At 46.5% G+C, this 18,829-nt stretch carries 15 protein-coding genes and 1 pseudogene; 5 read left to right on the forward strand and 11 right to left on the reverse strand.

Annotation, left to right across the window (positions count from 1 at the left end):
* Positions 1–65: 65 nt before the first annotated feature.
* Positions 66–596 carry a tRNA 2-selenouridine(34) synthase MnmH gene (locus CWI69_RS11995; protein ID WP_126764573.1) on the reverse strand — a complete coding sequence of 177 codons (531 nt, stop codon included), beginning with the start codon at positions 594–596 and terminating at the stop codon, positions 66–68.
* A gap of 140 nt (positions 597–736) precedes the next feature.
* Here CWI69_RS11995 and CWI69_RS12000 point away from each other — a divergent pair.
* Positions 737–1,812 (forward strand): IS3 family transposase gene (locus tag CWI69_RS12000; protein ID WP_126764574.1). Its coding sequence is split into 2 segments (ribosomal slippage): positions 737–986 and positions 986–1,812, totalling 1,077 coding nucleotides; the frame shifts between segments, so codons are not numbered across the junction.
* A gap of 480 nt (positions 1,813–2,292) precedes the next feature.
* Here the strand turns inward: CWI69_RS12000 and CWI69_RS12010 are convergent.
* The 6 genes and pseudogenes from CWI69_RS12010 to CWI69_RS12400 form a co-directional block, all read right to left on the reverse strand.
* Positions 2,293–2,937 carry a DUF262 domain-containing protein gene (locus CWI69_RS12010; RefSeq protein ID WP_157984278.1) on the reverse strand — a complete coding sequence of 215 codons (645 nt, stop codon included), beginning with the start codon at positions 2,935–2,937 and terminating at the stop codon, positions 2,293–2,295.
* A 566-nt stretch (positions 2,938–3,503) separates the two neighbouring features.
* A pseudogene (locus CWI69_RS12395) lies at positions 3,504–3,665 on the reverse strand (integrase core domain-containing protein); the annotation flags it as partial.
* Positions 3,652–4,368, reverse strand: a complete 717-nt coding sequence (locus CWI69_RS12015) for a tetratricopeptide repeat protein (protein ID WP_126764577.1) — start codon at positions 4,366–4,368, stop codon at positions 3,652–3,654. The gene CWI69_RS12015 and the pseudogene CWI69_RS12395, both read right to left, overlap by 14 nt.
* Before the next feature lie 49 nt (positions 4,369–4,417).
* Positions 4,418–5,350 carry a hypothetical protein gene (locus CWI69_RS12020; RefSeq protein WP_126764578.1) on the reverse strand — a complete coding sequence of 311 codons (933 nt, stop codon included), beginning with the start codon at positions 5,348–5,350 and terminating at the stop codon, positions 4,418–4,420.
* Positions 5,351–5,529: 179 nt separating this feature from the next.
* Entirely contained in the window at positions 5,530–5,817 is a 288-nt protein-coding gene (locus CWI69_RS12025) for a hypothetical protein (RefSeq protein WP_126764579.1), read from the reverse strand.
* A gap of 177 nt (positions 5,818–5,994) precedes the next feature.
* Positions 5,995–6,252: a YHYH domain-containing protein gene (locus CWI69_RS12400; RefSeq protein ID WP_126764580.1), complete on the reverse strand. Its 258-nt coding sequence runs from the start codon at positions 6,250–6,252 to the stop codon at positions 5,995–5,997.
* 337 nt (positions 6,253–6,589) lie between these two features.
* Here CWI69_RS12400 and CWI69_RS12035 point away from each other — a divergent pair, with 337 nt between their 5' ends.
* Positions 6,590–7,042, forward strand: a complete 453-nt coding sequence (locus tag CWI69_RS12035; RefSeq protein ID WP_126764581.1) for a hypothetical protein — start codon at positions 6,590–6,592, stop codon at positions 7,040–7,042.
* 401 nt (positions 7,043–7,443) lie between these two features.
* Here CWI69_RS12035 and CWI69_RS12040 read toward each other — a convergent pair whose 3' ends face one another.
* Positions 7,444–8,202: a hypothetical protein gene (locus CWI69_RS12040; protein WP_126764582.1), complete on the reverse strand. Its 759-nt coding sequence runs from the start codon at positions 8,200–8,202 to the stop codon at positions 7,444–7,446.
* Positions 8,203–8,488: 286 nt separating this feature from the next.
* On the opposite strand from CWI69_RS12040, the gene CWI69_RS12045 reads away from it, so the two are divergent.
* The 3 genes from CWI69_RS12045 (at position 8,489) to nhaD (ending at position 13,039) form a co-directional block, all read left to right on the forward strand.
* Complete coding sequence (locus tag CWI69_RS12045) at positions 8,489–10,636, forward strand: sensor domain-containing diguanylate cyclase (RefSeq protein ID WP_126764583.1); 2,148 nt, start codon at positions 8,489–8,491, stop codon at positions 10,634–10,636.
* An 11-nt stretch (positions 10,637–10,647) separates the two neighbouring features.
* Entirely contained in the window at positions 10,648–11,460 is an 813-nt protein-coding gene (locus CWI69_RS12050) for an SDR family oxidoreductase (protein ID WP_126764584.1), read from the forward strand.
* A 142-nt stretch (positions 11,461–11,602) separates the two neighbouring features.
* Positions 11,603–13,039, forward strand: coding sequence for a sodium:proton antiporter NhaD (nhaD, locus tag CWI69_RS12055; protein ID WP_126764585.1), 1,437 nt, complete (start codon positions 11,603–11,605; stop codon positions 13,037–13,039).
* Here nhaD and CWI69_RS12060 read toward each other — a convergent pair.
* The 3 genes from CWI69_RS12060 to CWI69_RS12070 all read right to left on the reverse strand — a co-directional run bounded on the left by CWI69_RS12060 (position 13,036) and on the right by CWI69_RS12070 (position 18,805).
* On the reverse strand, positions 13,036–13,971 hold the full coding sequence (locus tag CWI69_RS12060) for a LysR family transcriptional regulator (RefSeq protein ID WP_126764586.1): 936 nt from the start codon (positions 13,969–13,971) through the stop codon (positions 13,036–13,038). The two genes, nhaD and CWI69_RS12060, sit on opposite strands and share 4 nt — an antisense overlap.
* Positions 13,972–14,068: 97 nt before the next feature.
* Positions 14,069–17,242: an amidohydrolase family protein gene (locus tag CWI69_RS12065; protein ID WP_126764587.1), complete on the reverse strand. Its 3,174-nt coding sequence runs from the start codon at positions 17,240–17,242 to the stop codon at positions 14,069–14,071.
* A gap of 21 nt (positions 17,243–17,263) precedes the next feature.
* A complete protein-coding gene (locus CWI69_RS12070) occupies positions 17,264–18,805 on the reverse strand; it encodes a S10 family peptidase (protein ID WP_377094605.1) in 1,542 nt (513 codons plus the stop codon).
* Positions 18,806–18,829 lie beyond the last annotated feature (24 nt).

Here is an 18,829-nt window from a genome sequence, read left to right on the forward strand (position 1 = left end):
TAATTTTATCGAGATGTTTTACAATCCAAAAAAACGTCATTCTCATACAGGCGGCGTATCGCCAGCTAACTTTGAAAAGGCGTACTTTGAAAATCTACAGACTGTCTAGTGAAAGCTGGGAAGTCCACTACTTCAGAATCACCCGAGGAAATAAGACTGGGAGCATCGATCTCATAACGCTCAATTCGATCTACTTCTGTCCCAAGAATTTGAATTAATATAGTTTGATAGTAATCGTCTAATACTAACTCTTCGTACTGTTCAAAAAAGTCGTTAACATCAGTTCCAAACATTCCAGCTAACTTGCTATGGTTATCATACAATTGAGATACGATTTCGGTTGGATTGATATACTTAGATTGCCCAATAGTTCTTAGGTTTTGTATTAAAAGCCCCTCACCTCCTTTATCATCTAGTGCCTTTAGCAATCGGGTCTTACCTGAACCGTTATAACCAACTACAAGAGTAAAGTTTTTTAAATCAGTACTCCATGTTCCATTTACGCAACTGATGCAGTTTATAGAGCCTTCTTGCGATGGTTGGTTTTGCAAACGCCGAAACATATCGTTTAGAGAAGCCTGCTTGGGTAAACTCATAGCTCACCCATTCTTATTTCTAGAAGATACTGATGGAATAAGTCGATATCTAAATTACCCTCTACATGACCTCTCCCCCAAGAATAGAACCATGACATCAATGAGATTTCCATTAAAATGGGTCAAGTGGAGATCTCAATATGAAAAAACGTTACAGCGAAGAACAAATCATCAAGGCCATCAAAGAGCATGAGGCTGGTGCCAAGGTTGAAGACATTTGCCGTCGCCTAGGTATTTCGAACGGCACTTTTTATAACTGGCGCAGTAAGTACACTGGTATGGAAGTCAACGAAGCGAAGCGCCTACGCGAGCTTGAAGCTGAAAACACCAAGCTGAAGAAGCTCCTCGCGGAGAAAATGCTTGAGACGGAAGCCTTGAAGGACGTCGTCTCAAAAAAGTGGTAAAGCCCGCCAGCAAAAAGCGTGTGGTTACGCACTTAGTAACCACCTTTAAGCTTAGTGAGCGCCTTGCGTGCAAGTTGGTCGGGCTGAGTCGAACGGCTTATCGATATCAGCCTAAAAAGCGCCAAGATGAGCCTGTTACGGCTCGTTTAAAGGAGCTTGCAATCGAGTATCCGCGGTACGGGTACTTGATGCTGCACGGCCTTCTGAAGCGCGAGGGATTAGTTAAAAACAAGAAGCGGACGTATCGTTTATACACGGAGCAAGGCCTCCAAGTGCGCACAAAGAAGCGCAAGAAGCTCACACGCCCACGCGTTGTCATGGATGCGCCAACAGCGGTGAATCAACGCTGGTCGATGGATTTTGTTTCCGACCAATTAGCTAACGGGCGTCGCTTTCGGGTTCTGAATATTGTTGATGACTTTAGCCGCGAAATTGTTGGTCAGTTGATCTCGGTATCGATCTCAGGACAACAAGTGGCGCGATTTTTATCGCAAATCATCGAGACTCGTGACCGACCGGACTCAATTGTCTGCGACAACGGTACCGAGTTTACCAGCAAGGCGATGTTCTTCTGGAGCAAAACCACAGGCGTTCGCTTGAGCTTCATTCAGCCAGGTAAGCCAACTCAGAATGCTTTTGTGGAAAGCCTCAACGGCAAGTTTAGAAACGAATGCTTGAATCAGCACTGGTTCAGAACTTTGGATGAAGCTCGTTACGACATTGAACAGTGGCAGCGGCATTACAACGAAGAACGCCCACACAGTTCATTGAATTATTTACCGCCAGTTGAGTACGCAAAACAGGTGGCATAAAAACTGAAATCTCATTGAAAATGTGGTGTTATTTCAGGGGAAAGGTCATACAGTTTCTCTCAGAGACGATGCAGCTTGCTCTACTTTTGACCTCAAGCCTGGGTCGAGTAACCCTTTTTCATTTAGTAAGTATAGGAAGAAAAAGTTTCTGTATACGACCGATTTAACATCGTTCACCGCAGAACTTGTCCTCAGTAAGTACTCCTGATAGAGATAGTCTTTTAAGGTATCTCCTGATGATTGCTTTGTCTTCGCCCGAGCAACATTTTCTCTAAAGTCATCTAAAACATTTACAAGCCTATCACTTTCAAAATCATATTTAAGAGAGGCTATGACTAAGAGTATTGAAAATAATGAAGGTTTATTTAATTTTACTTTGCCAATCTCCTTAATGGCTTCTTCCAGTTTCACTAAAGAAAAATTAGCAGCCTTTACAATCTTCTCGGGGAAGTCATCTTTTTTACGATATCTTGCGGTGATCTATGAATCGTTTAGCTTCTTTGATAAACTGGAGCGCTCTAGTGTTATTAACAAACGCGCAATAACATCGTGGTACGCTAGCCTCGTATTGTTGAAACCTATCGTCTCAGATTTAAAACCTTGCCTGTCCATTTGTTCGACTAACTCTTTTGTCGTACTCCTTGGTCGTCCAAAAAAAGTATTTCTTCGCTCCGCTGAAGTTAATTGAGCATTCTGATTTAATCGGTAAAAGAGCTCGAACGGTTCACTTTCGTTGTAATCGCGTATTTCATAAAATGTGAGCGAGAACCTCAAAAAACGAAGCTGAAACTCTTTGGGAAGCTGGCTAAATGTCATACCATTTAACTTTCTCAATTCTGAATCAAATGGCTCTAACTCACCGTTGAACTTTATCTTATCGTAATAAAAGCTTTGAATAGCTCTCAACCGCTGATGGCCGTCCAAAACCTCTTTTTGAAAGGTATTCTCATTCAGAATCAAAAAAATAGGTGGAATCTTCCAGTTACGCATAATGGTATCGATTAGCAACTGCTGCTTTTTTACGTTCCACACATCGCCCCGTTGGAACTCTGGATCTAAATCGATTTCATCTTCAAGTTGCGCTAAAACCGACCGAATATCTGGGTTGAGGGGCTCCAATAGCATGCTTATTATCCTACGTATGTTATTAAATATCATCGGGAAGCAATTTGATGCTTTTCGACTAATTAGCCGAAGACGACAATTGAAACTTGATTATTAATACACACTATATGATGACAGTAATATAAAGCAATAGCGGTTCAATAGAGCTGGAGCGTAACGAACGTTGTACCAAATTTGTACCAAAACAAGCCCAAATGTACCAATTTGACCGTAAATATGAGAACAGTAAAACGCCGCAACTGGTTGTTTTCATTAACTATTGATGATTACCAACTAATGTCATAACTAATTAAAAATCCTCGTGTCGGTGGTTCGATTCCGCCTCTGGGCACCATTATTCCGAAAGCCTCGCTGGAAACCGCGGGGCTTTTTACTTTCCGGCTTTGTACCAGATTTGTACCAATTGTACCGCCCACGTTGTTCGCCACACGTTTCAGCTGACCTTTTGCTAGGTGTGCATACCTAAGCACCATCTCAAATGTTGCCCAACCGCCAAGCTCCTGCAATTCCTGTCAATCATGCCCAAATTCATCGTCCTTGTGGATCTTTTTATTGGGGGACCGTCATTATTGTTTTGCGTACTCAACTGGCGGTAAATAATTCAGTGAACTGTGCGGTTGTTCTTCGGTGTAGTGACGCTACCACTGCTCAGCGTCGTATCGACCTTCCTCCAGAGTTCGGAACTAGTACTGGTTCAAACATTCGTTTGTAAACCTACCCTTCAGATTGTTCTTCTTTTATCGATGCGTACAATTTGCAACCTTCGGCATTTTTCAAGTCGCAGGCCTTTCCTATATATTCAAGTGCTTTACTAATATTTAGTCTAACTCCTTCGCCGATGTAATATCGGATACCCAACCCTAAGCATCCTAAACCGCTATCAAGCGAGCAGGCTTTGGCGTAATGTTCGACTGCTTTAAAATCATCTTGCTTAATACCTTCTCCGAGTTGATAGGCATACGCTGCATATGCGCAGCCATCTCCGCTATCAAGCGAGCAGGCTTTGGTGTAATACTCGACTGCTTTAAAAGCATCTTGCTTAACACCTTCTCCTCGTTGTAAGGCATACCCTGCAGATGCACAGCCATCTCCGTAATCAAGCGAACAGGCTTTGGCGTGATACTCGACTGCTTTAAAATCATCTCGCTTAACACCACCTTCACTTTCTCCTAGTTGGTAGGCATACCCTGCAGATGCACAGCCTTCTCCGCTATCAAGCGAGCAGGCTTTGGTGTAATACTCGATCGCTCTGGAGGGGTTTTGTTTTACTGCGCCTGTTCCATTTTGGTAGATGTACCCTACAACTAAACAACTTTCAGCTATATTGTCTGCGCATTCTGAAAGAAACGTCTGAAGCTTTCCATCAGCTTCCTCTGCTCCTGTATTAAATGGCAGGATGCTCAATACAATTAAGATCATTAGTTTTTTCATCGAAAATCCATGCGTTACTTGTCGTTTCTTTAGTTAGCTAAACCAGTAGTCATTCTTCGATAATCTCCAACACAGTTCCATTTAGGCTCACTTTCGCCGTAACTGAATTAGTCACGATGCCACCGAAGGCGTTACTACCACGGTAGACAGTCTGAACAATCAGATGGTCCCCGCGATCGCCAAACTTTGTTTCAACGTGTTCATAGCTATCTGGATTATGCATTGCCTTTTTAATCACTTTTTCAAGGCCGTAATGCGCACCATCCCATGCACTGAATTGCTTACGAATACGTTCTTGCCGCGCTTCAGTAGCAGCTATGTGTGATTCTTCTTCTTTGATTTTGGAAGCATAAAAGTCACGTTTATTGATATACTCAGCATTTCCGGGAACCAACTCGGTGAGTTCTTGGTAAAGCTTATGGTTCTCTCTAAAGTTTTCTACGGGTAAGTCTTTTAAACGCGCGATCTTTTCTCCTATAAGTGCTTGTTTGCGCTTTTCTGCTAATAACTCTCTCGCAGTATGATTGAGGGCTGCAAGTTCAGCATCATCGGTATGCAGATATTTATTGGACTCTGCTGCTGCGTTCTCGAAATCATCCCTTGCTAATGAGTTTTTAATCATCGATATAACCGTGTCTCGATTGTCGCGGAAATACTGCGCTTGTTCTGCGCGAAGGGCAAGCAGTTCGGAATTTGAGTCAGTTCTGTTGTCGGGAACCGATGGTCCAGGCACAGTACTGCCTGTAAACGTTGGAGAAACTAATGCTAGTAAAATTGCCGCAGTGACGGATATTGCGCGATGCTTAGCACTTAATGAATAATTAGTTTTTGAGTTCACAAAGCCCCTAATCGGGGGGAGTAAAAGGCTTGAAGCAACGAGAAAAAATAGACCCATTATTGGCTCATTGAATAACATCAACACACCCAAGAATAAAAACACTAAACCAAATATCCAGTTCAACGTTAAATAAACGTATTTCATTGTTTCCTCCCTGCTAGAAATCATTAATTTGGTCGAAGAATAAGAAAACGCTCTCAGTTAATATAATTAACATTAAAGTTTACAGCGCTAGTTGAATGCAATTCCGCATTAACTCTCTAAGAGTTAAAACCTCGCAACGTCAGTTACTTGTCTCATCTTAAGGGAAGTACACAGTCCTATCACCAACCCTCGGTAACTTCAAAAAATGGAACGCTGTTGTCACTGAATACTGTACAAACGTATTTATAATTTACCCACGCGCCAAAGCCATTTTGGTATTTGACTTTTCCACGAACAATTACCTTCCATTTATCTTCTTTTACTTCCGTTGTAACTATCTCTGCAGTGTTCTTCGCTCGCTGATGCACACGCTCATGGCAAGCATTAATTTTCTCCTCGTGTTGCTCGACACACGATGCTAAAAGCGGTAATAGGATGAGTGTTCCGAATGTACGCTTCCATTTCATTATATTCTCCTTTAAGTCAAATTAACCATCAGTGCTAAATACTCGTTTAAAAACAGAAAGATCGTCCTGATGAATTATGACAACTGGGAACGACCGCATCAATTTATCGATAGACGGTCACTGGGAAAGTCCGATGAATTGTGACTAAAAAGGCTCGCGGTTTTTTTGAACGCTACATTATGACTCAGTACAGTATCCACCATGCTTACGGACTAGCGCCTGGCAACTAGAATAAGCGTAACCACAACGAGAAGTGCCGTTAAAAACATGACAATATGTTGTTGTGGTAGGAGTTTTAGCGTTGTGGCAGTGATAGTTTCCAGTTTTGTTGTTGGTATGACACCCAGCTGCGTTGGTACGCCCGCTATGCGCTTCTGCGTTAACATTAATAAATACAATTAATATAGTAATTATTGCGAGAGCTAAACTTTTCATTGAATTCTCCTTCGCGCCGATTACTCCATCTAAGTTTGCAGCAATGTCGTTTTCCACAAATCAAAAAATATATCAGCTATTGGTGACATCAGTTCATGCCCAAAAAGACATGCGTAACAAACTATTCACATAGTTCCACGTTTTAGTCAACCAAAAATCTGGACCCTCCTAAAAGATATATTTTGAGTACAATGATCTAAACTTATCATTTGGTCTGTTAATCTATGGTCGAAGCTAAGAGTAAACCTCCGATAGTTATTGGATTCTGAATTTAATTAGGCTAGGTTAATAGGATGTTGAAAGAAACAAGTTCTAAATTTTATTTGGAGAGATGTCTGTGACTATATGGATAATTTTAGCCATTTGCGCTTTCCTGTTAGTGTTCTACCGCCTATTCACTGGTGAAATACGACGAGTCGTCGAACAAGCCGACGAGTTGCGGATAAACAGGAACCTCGTTCGCAAGTTATACAATCAACTCGATAAAGAGTTCGCGCAAAAATTTACTCGGCAGTTAGACCCAAAGCAGCAGGGACCGGACTTAAATTTCTTAGCTAATCTTATCTACTATTCAACCTTGTTTAACGGAACCCCTTCTAACCTTGGCTGGATTAAAAAGCATTTTGAGAGCTTAGGATGTGAAATTGATAAATCTCAAGATATGGCTTTTCTAATGATCACTGCTTTCAATATGGAAAAGCGAACTCATCCAAAAGCCTTGGTGGATGCCATAACAAAAATTGAAGAGTCTGAGCTGTATCAGATGAGTTATACCGCCAAAAACGACTAAATAAACCTCACCAGTATTCTAACGAGCGGTACGAAATCAAAACTATCGCATCTAATTTTTTGTCCACATTGTTTAGGGGAAGACTAAGACTATATCCTTTCTCTTCCGGACTAAATACTGTGCCAAATTTGTACCAAAACAGGCGTAAACCAGCCTATTTGACCGTAAGAATGAAAGAAGTAAAACGCCGCAACTGGTTGATTTTGTTAATTATTGAAAATTAGTAACTAATCTCATAACTAATTGAAAATCCTCGTGTCGGTGGTTCGATTCCGCCTCTGGGCACCATTATTCTAAAGGCCTCGCACTCATGTGCGGGGCTTTTTTCGTTTAGGCGTTGTACCAGACTTGTACCGCGTGAGGGGGTTTGCGAGACTGGGGGCCAGTCTCGCAAGTGACACTTACTTCGATGTGCTTGGGGTGTAGCTTAAGTCCTCATGTAGAGCATACATATACGACCACCATTCACTGACGGACGCTCTAAAATCATGCCGCAATTTATCGGCCTTTTCTTTTCCGACAGCGGCTTCGAGACGCTTCCATACACCTGGATCATCGGCATCTAACGCTGCCGGGTCGGCAAAATATTCAACTACAAAGAAGTCCGCCTGATCGCGGCCGCCCACGACGTAATACCAGGCTGCGCCGGGACCTCCATCATCTTTGAGCCCTTCTTCAACAGCAGTCACCGTAGCCTCAAATAGCTCATAGTCGCTAACCTTGAAGTTAAATACAGCAACGAAATTGCCTGAGGGGCTTTCGATATTACTCCAGTCGGGCATAAAGCTTGCCATTTGATGATAAGTCGAATCGATGTGGGGAACAATTTCATCATGCACTACGGAACGGCACGTCTCCCCGACTTCGTTTTCCGCGAAAAATCCCTGCCAGTTCTTATAGGTACTGGTTACTACAAATACAGTGCCCGGCCCTTGAACACGATGCCAGATTGACCAGGGTTCTTTACTGCCAGCCTCTTGGTAACATGCTCTTACCGCTTTTACACCTTCCATAAATGCGTCAGTATGACCCAATTTGACTGACAATTCTGAAATCGAAAGATAAAAGCTGTTCTCTTCGTGATCATCAGCGCTAACCGTTGGACTGGCAAAGAGCGCAAAGCTAAAAACTAAAGTTGTGAGTAAATAAAATTTCTTCATTGTTTTTCCTCCTGAAAAAACAGGCTTAGAACATCCCTTCTTTACCGCAAAGGCATCTTGCCCTGATGGCTGACTATAGACCATTATTTGTACAGTAAAAGGTCGTTATAGCATCTTACAGGTTCATCCGTGACTGTTATGTAGACAGTTGTTGACCAATCTCGACTTGATTTTTGCGTACCTCGAAAGTCACGGCTTCATTAAGTTTTTTATCAAATGACAGGAGAAATTAGTGGCTACCCATGTTGCTAATCTGTGCTAATCTCGGAACTTACCTTGCAGAAGAATGATTCGAGCGACTAATTTAATGCCGAATACCAGCATAAATCATCACCTTACAAATTTTTCATGGGGCCTTGGCTACGGCGCAGTAGCGGGCATCACGAACTATTTTTTAGCGTTTGAGATTTATGGCTCAGTTACGCTTTTGTTTGGCCAGATGTTCGTATTCCTGGCGCTGTTTACCCGCGGTCTTTTCGCGGCGCTGGTTGCCGCTTTGATGGCGTCAGCAGCAGTTTATTTATATACTGATAACATCTTTTTCTTCGTCACATTGGTCTCCGAAGTTGTCGCTGTCTATTTCCTGTTCCGGCGGAACGTCCCGATTTTGCTGGCAGATCTGATTTACTGGGTGATGTTTGGTCTTCCTGCGTCTTATCTTTACCTGCCAACCATTATTGATATACCAACTAACTTTCTGATTCTGATCCTAGCGAAATTGATTCTCAATGGTTTGCTCTATACTGCGTTGGCGATTCTGCTGTTCCAGCTGGTGCCCAGAAGCTGGCGAACAGTGCCAATGCGCCCAGTATCGGACTCACTGACAGGTCGAATTTTTTACCTAAGTTTTTTATGTATTATTATCAGCTCATTGTCATTTTCTTTTCTCTATACGGTGCGATCGGCACAGCAGGTCGAGCAACAAATCGTTTCTGACATAGCCGCAAAAGCCAATAGTCTGCGCGAGGTCACCGAGGATTTTGTCAGTGACTATGTGGTGGCTGTCCGCAATCTCCGCGATAGCATGCAAAGCCTGAGCAGCTATGATGAACAGCTTGAGCTCATGGAACTGACCCAACGCAACTACCCGAGTTTTGTTTCTATGTTACGGGCAGATGCCGACGGACGCATCTTACACGGTGTTCCGTCACAGCATTTTGGTGAGGTACTAAGCCAATATCCAACTCTCCCTGACGTTGATGACAGAAATTATTTCCGCGTTCCGAAAGAGACGTTAACTGGCTTTGTTTCCAGTGCCTTTCGCGGTCGTGGGTTTGGTACCCAGCCAATTATTGCAATTAGCGAACCCTTACTCGCCAATGGAGAGTTTACCGGTATTGTCGAAGGCTCCCTTGACGTTCCGGAGTTAACCCGACTGGTTCGCCGTACCGATATCGACCCTCGCTATCAGTCTGTGGTTGTCACCGACGATGATAACCAGGTGATCTTCGCTTCAGAAGAATTAGACTTAGTTACCTTAGCCAATTTTACGCCGCGAAATCTGCTTAACCTTTACACCCAAAATCTCCCACTCACCCGGCTTGAAGGCCGTGATCTGCTTTATACCGAGCGGCTTAATAGTTTTGGCTGGAACATCTATGTTTTTTCCAGCCCCGACGAGCTGACTGAACTGTTTACCGAAAATCTGGTGATTCTGGTCATTTTCCTAATCCTTATCGCGGGACTTTTTGCTCTTGTGACCCGCCGGTTTGCCGGTGAAATTACCCGGCCGCTGGAAAGCCTGGCAGAACAACTGAATCAAGATACCAACATGCCGTTGGACATTGAGCAGTCGGAAATGAGCCAGGAAGTGCGAACCATAGCTGATAGCCTTATCTCGGCCCGCAAACTCATGGTGAATTTCAATCGCCAGCTCCAGAGCCAGGTTCAGGAGAAAACTGCAGACCTGGAAATCTTAAACGCAAAACTACAGAAGTTAGCGCGCGAAGATGGCTTGACCGAGCTATTAAATCGCCGCACCTTTGATGATCTTGCTGAGCAGCGTTTTCACGAGGCTATGGCCACGCGTAAGCATGTCGCACTGATTCTAATGGACATCGACCACTTTAAACGCATTAACGATACTATGGGTCACCCGGTCGGTGATGAATGTATCCGGAGCGTCGGCGTTTTGCTAAAAGACCACTTCGAACGTATTGGCGGGCTCGCCGGTCGCTATGGTGGTGAAGAGTTTGCTGTCTTTGTCAGCGAAGTCGACGATCTGCGAAAACTCGCAGAAAGCTTTCAGGACGCTTTAGCTACCTACTGTCAGGTAAACGGGCAGGTTATCCCGCTGAGTATGAGTATGGGCATTATCGAAGTGCGTCATAATTTCTCCGGCGGCAGCTTCCGTCGTCTGGTTGCTCAGGCCGATAAATTACTGTATCAAAGTAAAGATTCCGGGCGTAACCGCGTCTCTATCGAAACCCTGTAAAGAGTACACCTATGCATCATAAACGTATCGTCATCACTGGCGGCGCCAGTGGCCTTGGATTTGCCTTAGCTCAACTGGCGGCGAAAGCCGGTTGGCGGGTTTGTATCGTCGATCGTGATGAGGAGCGTGGTGCAGCCGTTATCGGCAGTCTCCAGCGCTTGCAGGCGGATAGCTTTTTTATCCCATGTGATGTTACCCGTATTGCTGATCTCGAGCAGGTTGCACAAGCCCTGACCGAACGCTGGCAAGGTGTGGATATTGTGGTTAACAACGCTGGGGTTGCCCAGGTAGGCAAACTAACGGACACCAGTATCAGCGACTGGCAATGGATTATCGACATTAACCTGTTAGGTGTAGTCAGGGGTTGCAAGGTGTTCATTCCGTTGTTAAAGCAACAGGGTGGCGGTCACATTATCAATGTCGCATCAATGGCAGGCTTGCTCGATGTGCCTAATATGAGCGCTTACAATGCCACTAAGGCTGCGGTCGTCAGCTTATCAGAAACATTGCAGAATGAACTTGCCGCCGATAACATTCACGTTGCCGTTGCATGCCCTTCATTCTTTAAGACCAACCTTGGTAAAGGTATGCGCTCTAATATTGAGGGAATGGATGCGAAACTTGAAAAGCTCATGGCATCAAGCAAGCTCAATGCCACAGATATCGCCAAAAGCATCATGCGCACTATCGAACGTAAACAAAGTTATACGCTTCCCCACCGCCAGGGCCGTTTTGCCTGGTACATGAAGCGGTTTTTGCCCCGCAGCCTTTACCGGAAAGTGCTGCATAAGACCGTCAAAAAACACGAAAAAACAAACGCGTAGCGCAAATCCTGCGCTACCATGTTTTAGGTATCTCTTTATTCCCTTGTTAATATCCTGATCGCGCAGCTGCAGCCCGCGGATTCTATGGTAGTATGCGCACGCAAACCTACCTAAGAACCTTTGTGTGCAAGGAAATCGACACATGTGGAAACTGCTTCTTGTTGCTCTCGCGTTACTTTTTGTTAGTCCCTCTGCTATGGCTGCTTCAGGCTCCTTAGATTTAACCAGCTCAACAGTCGGCATCATCGCCTTGGTAATTTTTACCGCCGCATATATTTTGGTGATGGGCGAAGAGCGGCTGCACATGCGCAAATCAAAACCTGTGCTTGTTGCTGCCGGCTTGATTTGGATAATGATTGGCTGGGTTTATGTCGACCAGGGCTTCCCCGGCGCGGCCGAAGATGCCTTCAGGCACAACCTGCTTGAATTTGCTGAGCTGATGTTGTTCCTGCTGGTGGCGATGACCTATATCAACGCGCTGGAAGAGCGCCGTCTGTTCGACGCCTTGCGTTCCTGGTTAGTAAAGAAAGGCTTCACCTACCGTCAGTTGTTCTGGATTTCGGGATTCCTGGCATTTTTTATCTCCCCAATTGCTGACAACCTCACCACTGCCTTGCTGATGTGTGCCGTGGTAATGAAGGTTGCTGACGGTGATAAAAAATTCATCGGTATGTCATGTGTCAGTATTGTTGTCGCGGCAAATGCCGGCGGCGCATTCAGTCCCTTTGGTGACATTACTACCCTGATGGTCTGGCAAGCGGGTATCGTCAAATTCCATGAGTTTTTCGTCCTCTTTATTCCATCGGTACTGAATTACGTAATCCCTGCTTTAATCATGAACTTCTTCATTGATAACAAAAAACCACAAGCGGTCTACGAAGAGGTTGAATTAAAACGCGGTGCGCTGCGCATTACTGCACTTTTCCTGCTTACCATTGCGACTGCAGTGTCTTGCCATATGTTCCTGCACTTACCGCCGGTACTGGGCATGATGATGGGGTTGGGCTACTTGCAGTTTTTCGGCTACTACTTGCGCATGACCCTGCCGGGCTCTTTAGCGCGCAAGCGGGCAATGGCTGAGCGTGCCGGCGACATGGAGCGGTTAAAGCGCTTGGGGAGTGTCGTGCCTTTCGATGTTTTCAGTCGGGTGCAACGGGCAGAATGGGATACCTTATTGTTTTTCTACGGTATCGTTATGTGTGTTGGCGGCTTAGGCTTCCTGGGCTATCTGCACTTGCTCTCTGACACGCTTTATACGCAATGGTCGCCTACCTATGCCAACGTTGCACTAGGAGTCATGTCGGCCATCATTGACAACATCCCGGTGATGTTTGCTGTGCTTTCCATGCAGCCCGATATGTCACATGGTCAATGGCTGCTGATCACCCTAACCGCCGGTACCGGTGGCAGCTTGTTATCGATCGGCTCGGCAGCGGGTGTCGCACTTATGGGACAGGCGCGTGGCTATTATACCTTCGCCAGCCACCTCAAGTGGGCACCGGCAATTGCAGTGGGATTTATTGCCAGTATCTTCGCCCACCTGTGGTTAAACGATCAGCTTTTTTCGGTCTTCGGTTAAGGATTTTCTGCGGTTTCCGCCACCAGTTGGCGGAACCAGCGGTGTCCCGCATCATGTTGCAGCAGCGGGCTCCAGATCATAGTCAGATCAAGATTCGGAATTTTAAACGGAGGCTTGCGCATAGTGAGCTCTTCGTCATCCTGGTAAAGTTTCGCTGCCCGCGTTGGCAGCGTCGCAATCAACCCCTGACGAGCTAAGTGCATCGCGACGTGATAGTTGCGGGTAAACACCCGAATATCGCGTTTATGTCCCAGATTTGCTAAGGCTTCATCCACCCACCCCAGTTTTTGCGCGTCATGGGGATCCATACCCACACCTACCCCGAAACCGGTTTTACTGACCCATACGTGCTCAGCCTTGAGATAATTCGCCAGAGAATAGTCTTCAAGCAGCGGGTGATCGTTGCGCATCAGGCAGGAAAAATCGTCCTCCCATAATGCCTTTTGATGGAAGGACTGCGGGAGTTTTTCGAAGCGGTTGATGGCGATGTCGACCTTGCCATTTTCCACATCATGAAAACTGATATCGCTGGGCGTCATGATATCCAGAGTTACCATTGGTGCCTGCGCTTTTAAACTCGCGAGCAGCTTGGGCATCAGCGTTGATGCTGCGTAGTCAGAGGCCATTATCCGAAACACCCGATCAGTAGTCGCGGCCTCGAACTCACGCGCAGGTTGCACCATTTCCTCTACGGAATACAGAATCTGGCGTACCGGCTCCTGCATTCTTTTCGCGGTTTCAGTTGGGATCATACCTTCACTGGTGCGCACCAGAATTGGATCATTTAACAGACTGCGCAGGCGCTTTAAGCCATTGCTCATGGCCGGTTGGGTAATATTCAGCTGGGCTGCGGCTTTAGTCACATTGCGTTCGCGCAACAACACATCTAAGTAGACCAATAAGTTCAGGTCAATGTCTTTAATATTATTCATAGAAAAAATAAATCCCGCTATACGAATATAGCGGGATTATAACGGGCTTCAGCTAAAGATACAGCTGTAGTTATTAACTTCAGCTTACGACCTTAGTCTATTCCCAGAAGAACGGTGCACGGGGCGCAGCCTCGGGTACCAGCTGGTTCATTGTGGTTGCATCATACAGGCGACCATTGACCATGGTATGGGTTACGCGGTCCGTGACCCGAATATCCTCCAACGGGTTACCGTCGATGACGATAATATCCGCCAGCTTACCTTCCTCGATTGAACCAATAAGATGATCCATACCAAATTCCATTGCTGGATTAATGGTCGAGGTTGCTAACGCTTCCAGCGGCGTCATGCCACCTTGCGCCATCATCCAGATCTCCCAATGCTGGGCAAGACCTTCACGCTGTCCATGTGCGCCAGCGACAACCTTGACCCCCGCATCCGTTAAACGTTTAGCAACTTCTGCGTTATTGATGTGGTTGTAATGATGGTCTGGTGCTTTTTCACGACGCATTGCTTTACCGACAAGATTATCCTGCGGCACAAATTTCGATAGTTTAGGGTGCTTCCATACGTCGGTCTTAGCATACCAGTAATTCTCACCCCATATACCTCCGTAAGCGACACCTAACGTCGGCGTGTAATAAACGTCCGTCTGTCTCCAGAACTGCTCTATGTCGTTATAGATTTCAGCAACTGGAATTGAGTGTTCAATGGTGGTGTGGCCATCAGCAACCATGGATAAGTTGTGTTGCAACAATGAACCACCTTCCGGTACCACCATCATTTCCAGCTCTCGACCCGCTTGGATAACCTGCTGTCGTTGATCACGACGCGGCTGATTATAGCTTTTGACCGAGAAGGCACCGACTTTCTTCAGACGTTCAAGGTGGAATTTAGCATCATCCAGGCTGTCAATATGCGAGGTATAACCCGGACCGTTAGCACCGTAAAGAATGGTACCGGTTGAGAACGTGCGTGGCGCGGCGATAAGCCCCGCTTTTTGCATCTCACTGGCGGTAAAAATCTCGCTGGTATCATTCGACGGATCGTGAATAGCTGTTACACCAAAAGCAAGGTTGGCGTAGGCATTCCAGTTTTGCTCCGGAATGATTTCATATTCACCCTGGGCACCGTGCGCATGCCCATCAAACAAACCCGGCATCACGGTTTTGCCAGTGGTATCCACCACAACGGCATCGCTGGGTATCATCACCTCATCAGCAGAGCCTACGGCGATAATTTTATTACCGCGAATGACAACAGCACCGTTAGCGATAACTTTGTCGCCATCCATGGTGATCACCTGGCCGCCGACAAAGGCTACGGTTTCGTCATGAATTGCACTGTCAGCTTCGAAACTGATATCGGTTCCATTGCTGACTTTTTCGAAACTGGAGTCATCGTTGCTAATGGTAAATAACCCCGCAACTGAGGCATGGTAAAGCTCAGGTCCCAGCGACCAATAGAGGTTGCGACCGTCCGCGGTCCAGGAAATGTTTTCACCTGCCCGTACCGAAAGTTGTTCAACGGGGAACTGTTTGTCAGTCGGGCTAATTGTAATTGGCGAACCGCGCTCAACCAGCGGTGTGACAAAGACTTTAAAGCGTTCAGCAAAAGCTAAATGCTGACCGTCAGGTGATACACGATACTCAGTTGCATGCTCTGAAGTATAAAGCGTGCGCTGTTCTTTGGTGGTCAGATCAACAGAAAGCAGCTGCTGCGCACCCGCCGAATTCATCAGGTAGACGCGATCATTGCGCGCACCAAATTGCGGTTGATAGCCTGTCTCGCTGATCAGCCGTGGCTCTGCTCCGTCCGTCAGCGACAAATGATAAACACCTGGGTTAAGACCATAAGTATCCGGCGTCAGGTAGCCGCCGCTAACTTTGCGATAGACCACGGACTTGCCGTCGGGGCTGAATACCGGCTCGATGAATTTACCCTTACCGGTTGGCAGCGCGCGCTCATTACCTGAACGTAAATTGCGCACGATAAGCTGGCCCTGCTCCTGATCATCCCAGGTCGCATAGACCAGGTGCTGACCATCGCGTGAGTAAGCTGGATACAATTCCCAGGCACCCGCCCGGTCAGTTAAGCGCTGTGGCTCGCCATTTGGTAATGCACGCTCATAGAGTTGCCCGAGAGCTTCATAAACAACCTGTTCACCGTCAGGCGCGACCTGAACACTGCGCAGCATTTTCACCTTAAACTGGTCTTCACCAAGGTTTTGTTTGAAGTGTAATGCGGTTTGCACTTTCTTAGTGGTCTCAACACTAAACGGAATGACCCGTGCCTGACGTGAATCAACGTCAAGCTTCATGATCTTACCGTCGGCCCAGAACACCAGTGATTCACTATCTGCGGTCCAGTCCATGGTCGGGTACACGCCATGAATTGCCCAGGTTTCCTGCATGTCGCGATCAAGCTGGGTATACAGCTTTCTTTCTGCACCAGTTTCGAGGTTATAGAGATACAACACACTACTAAAATCTTCGCGCTTTATGTAAGCCAGGTGCTTGCCATCAGGCGAGGGGGTAGGTCGAATCGCGCCACCAGGGCCGCCTAATAGGACATCGATATCGCCCGTTTCGCGATCAAAACGTTTGATCTTGTAGATCCCCTCCAGCGAATCTTTGCTGTAGTGGAAGGTCTTTCCAGGCGTGTCGTCCTGCGAGAAATAAATGTAACGGCCGTCTGGCGAGAACGCTGGTTCACCCAGATCTTTCTGATCATTAGGACGCTCGGTTAACTGCACACCCGTGCCGCCATTGACATGGTACATCCAGACTTCACCAGCACCGAGTGAACGACGCGCCGTGTAATGCTTACGCGCCACCAGGAATTGCCCGTCCGGACTCCAGGCTGGGCTGTTTAACAGCCGAAACGTTTCGTTAGTTACAGCACGGGCGTTGTTACCATCAGCGTCCATGACCCAAATGTTGTCACCGCCATCGGCATCTGATGTGTAAGCAATATATTTACCATCGGGCGAGAACACAGGTTGCATCTGCCAGGCTATACCACCGGCGATCAGTTCAGCGTCACCGCCTTTTGCCGGCATCCGGTATATGTCACCAAGTAAATCGAATACGATCCACTTACCGTCCGGGCTTAAATCAACATTCATCCAGGTACCTTCAGTTACCTTGATCTGAACGTCTTTGAATTCACCCTGCGGCGCTTGCACGTCCCAGTTTTCTTCAGCTAATGCCTGGCCAGGTAGTGCCAGAGCAACGCTGACCGCAAGGGCCAGCGTAGTTAATTTTTTCATAATAGGACCTTTATCTTATTCTTATTTGGATTCGTACTTGGCAGCTTCGCCAGCAGCAGGAATCGTCGTATTGATGAATTCGCGCACATCGTTATTTGCTGACTCCAAGTCCTCGGCGCGTAAATACATCATGTGACCACTGCGGTAGCCTTCAAAATCAATACGGTCAGCCATGCGACCACTTGGATCAAGATGCCATGTCGTGTACTTGGCATCGAAATAATTGGTGGCACCATCGTAATAGCCGGACTGGACTAACACGTTGAGATAAGGGTTTTGGGCCATCGCCTGACGCAGGTTTTCACCGGTATTGTTATTGCTGCGATCCCACGGGTGTACCGGACCAAACATGTTGTACTTCACGTCGGTCACGTAATTAAGTTCTTCGCGCAAATAGTAGTTAATTGCTGGAGTGAATGAATGCAACCATGAGGTTAACTCGGCATTGTAATCCGGGCTGTCGCCAACATCGTCACGGTCGATACCAAGATAACGTGAATCCAGTCGACCAACGGTTTGACCGCGATCACGCAGCAGTTCTTTCCAGAAGAAGCGCGGGCTGATATCTAAGTTTGCGCGCAGTACCGTTTGCTCACTTAAACCAGAAAAGCGTGCCACCTGTGCTGCGATTTGCTCACGTTCGCCTTCAGTAAGGCTCGCACCTTTTGCAAGTGCTGGCAGATAGGTATTTAAGGTGTACGACTCAACTTCATTCAGTAATTCAGTTAAATCTTTGCCTTGTAAATCATCACCTAACGCCTTGTGATACCACGCCGTCGCGGCAAAGTATGGCAAACGGTTGGCAGCTTCGACCGGACCCTGACGTTCAATGCCGATCTCAGTGGGTGACACTAAAATAACACCGTTAAGGTACATCCACTGGCGATTCTGCAATGCCAGCGCCAGGCCTGAAACCCGGGTGGTACCGTAGCTTTCACCGATCAGGTATTTCGGCGAACGCCAGCGTTCGTGACGGGTAACAAAGGTATTTATCCAGTCAGCCAGATAGTCAACGTCAGCATTCACGCCAAAGAACATTTTCTTTTGTTCTTCTTTCGATGGCATTTCGCCTTCAGCATTAGGTAAAACCCGTGAATAGCCGGTATTGACCGGGTTTACAAAAACAATGTCCGCCACATCTAAGACTGAGTGAGGATTATCTTTTACGCCATAAGGCATAATTGGAAATCCTTCGTCGTCAACGCGCAATGATTTTGGCCCGGTGTAGGCGATGTGCATCCATACCGATGCTGAACCTGGCCCGCCGTTGAATGAAATCAACAGAGGCCGCTGTTCACGGTTTTTCACATCCTGACGCTCATAATAAGTGAAAAAGAGTGCGGCGGTAGCCTCACCCTCGTCGTTAAAGACCGGTTGCGTACCGGTGGTCGCTGTGTATTCGAAGCGTTCGCCGTTGATGGTGGCGCGGTGATTAGTTACGACCACATCATCTGCAGCAATTTTGGCTACCGGGGCATCGTAATCATCAGCAAAGCTTAGTGGGCTTAACAGCAGTGCCGCAGTTACGCAGCTGGCACTGATAGCTTTGGAAAAAACATTCATTAGGATCAACCTCATTGTTTTTAG

The sequence above is a fragment of the Pseudidiomarina halophila genome (genome assembly GCF_003987215.1).
GTDB lineage: Bacteria > Pseudomonadota > Gammaproteobacteria > Enterobacterales > Alteromonadaceae > Pseudidiomarina > Pseudidiomarina halophila.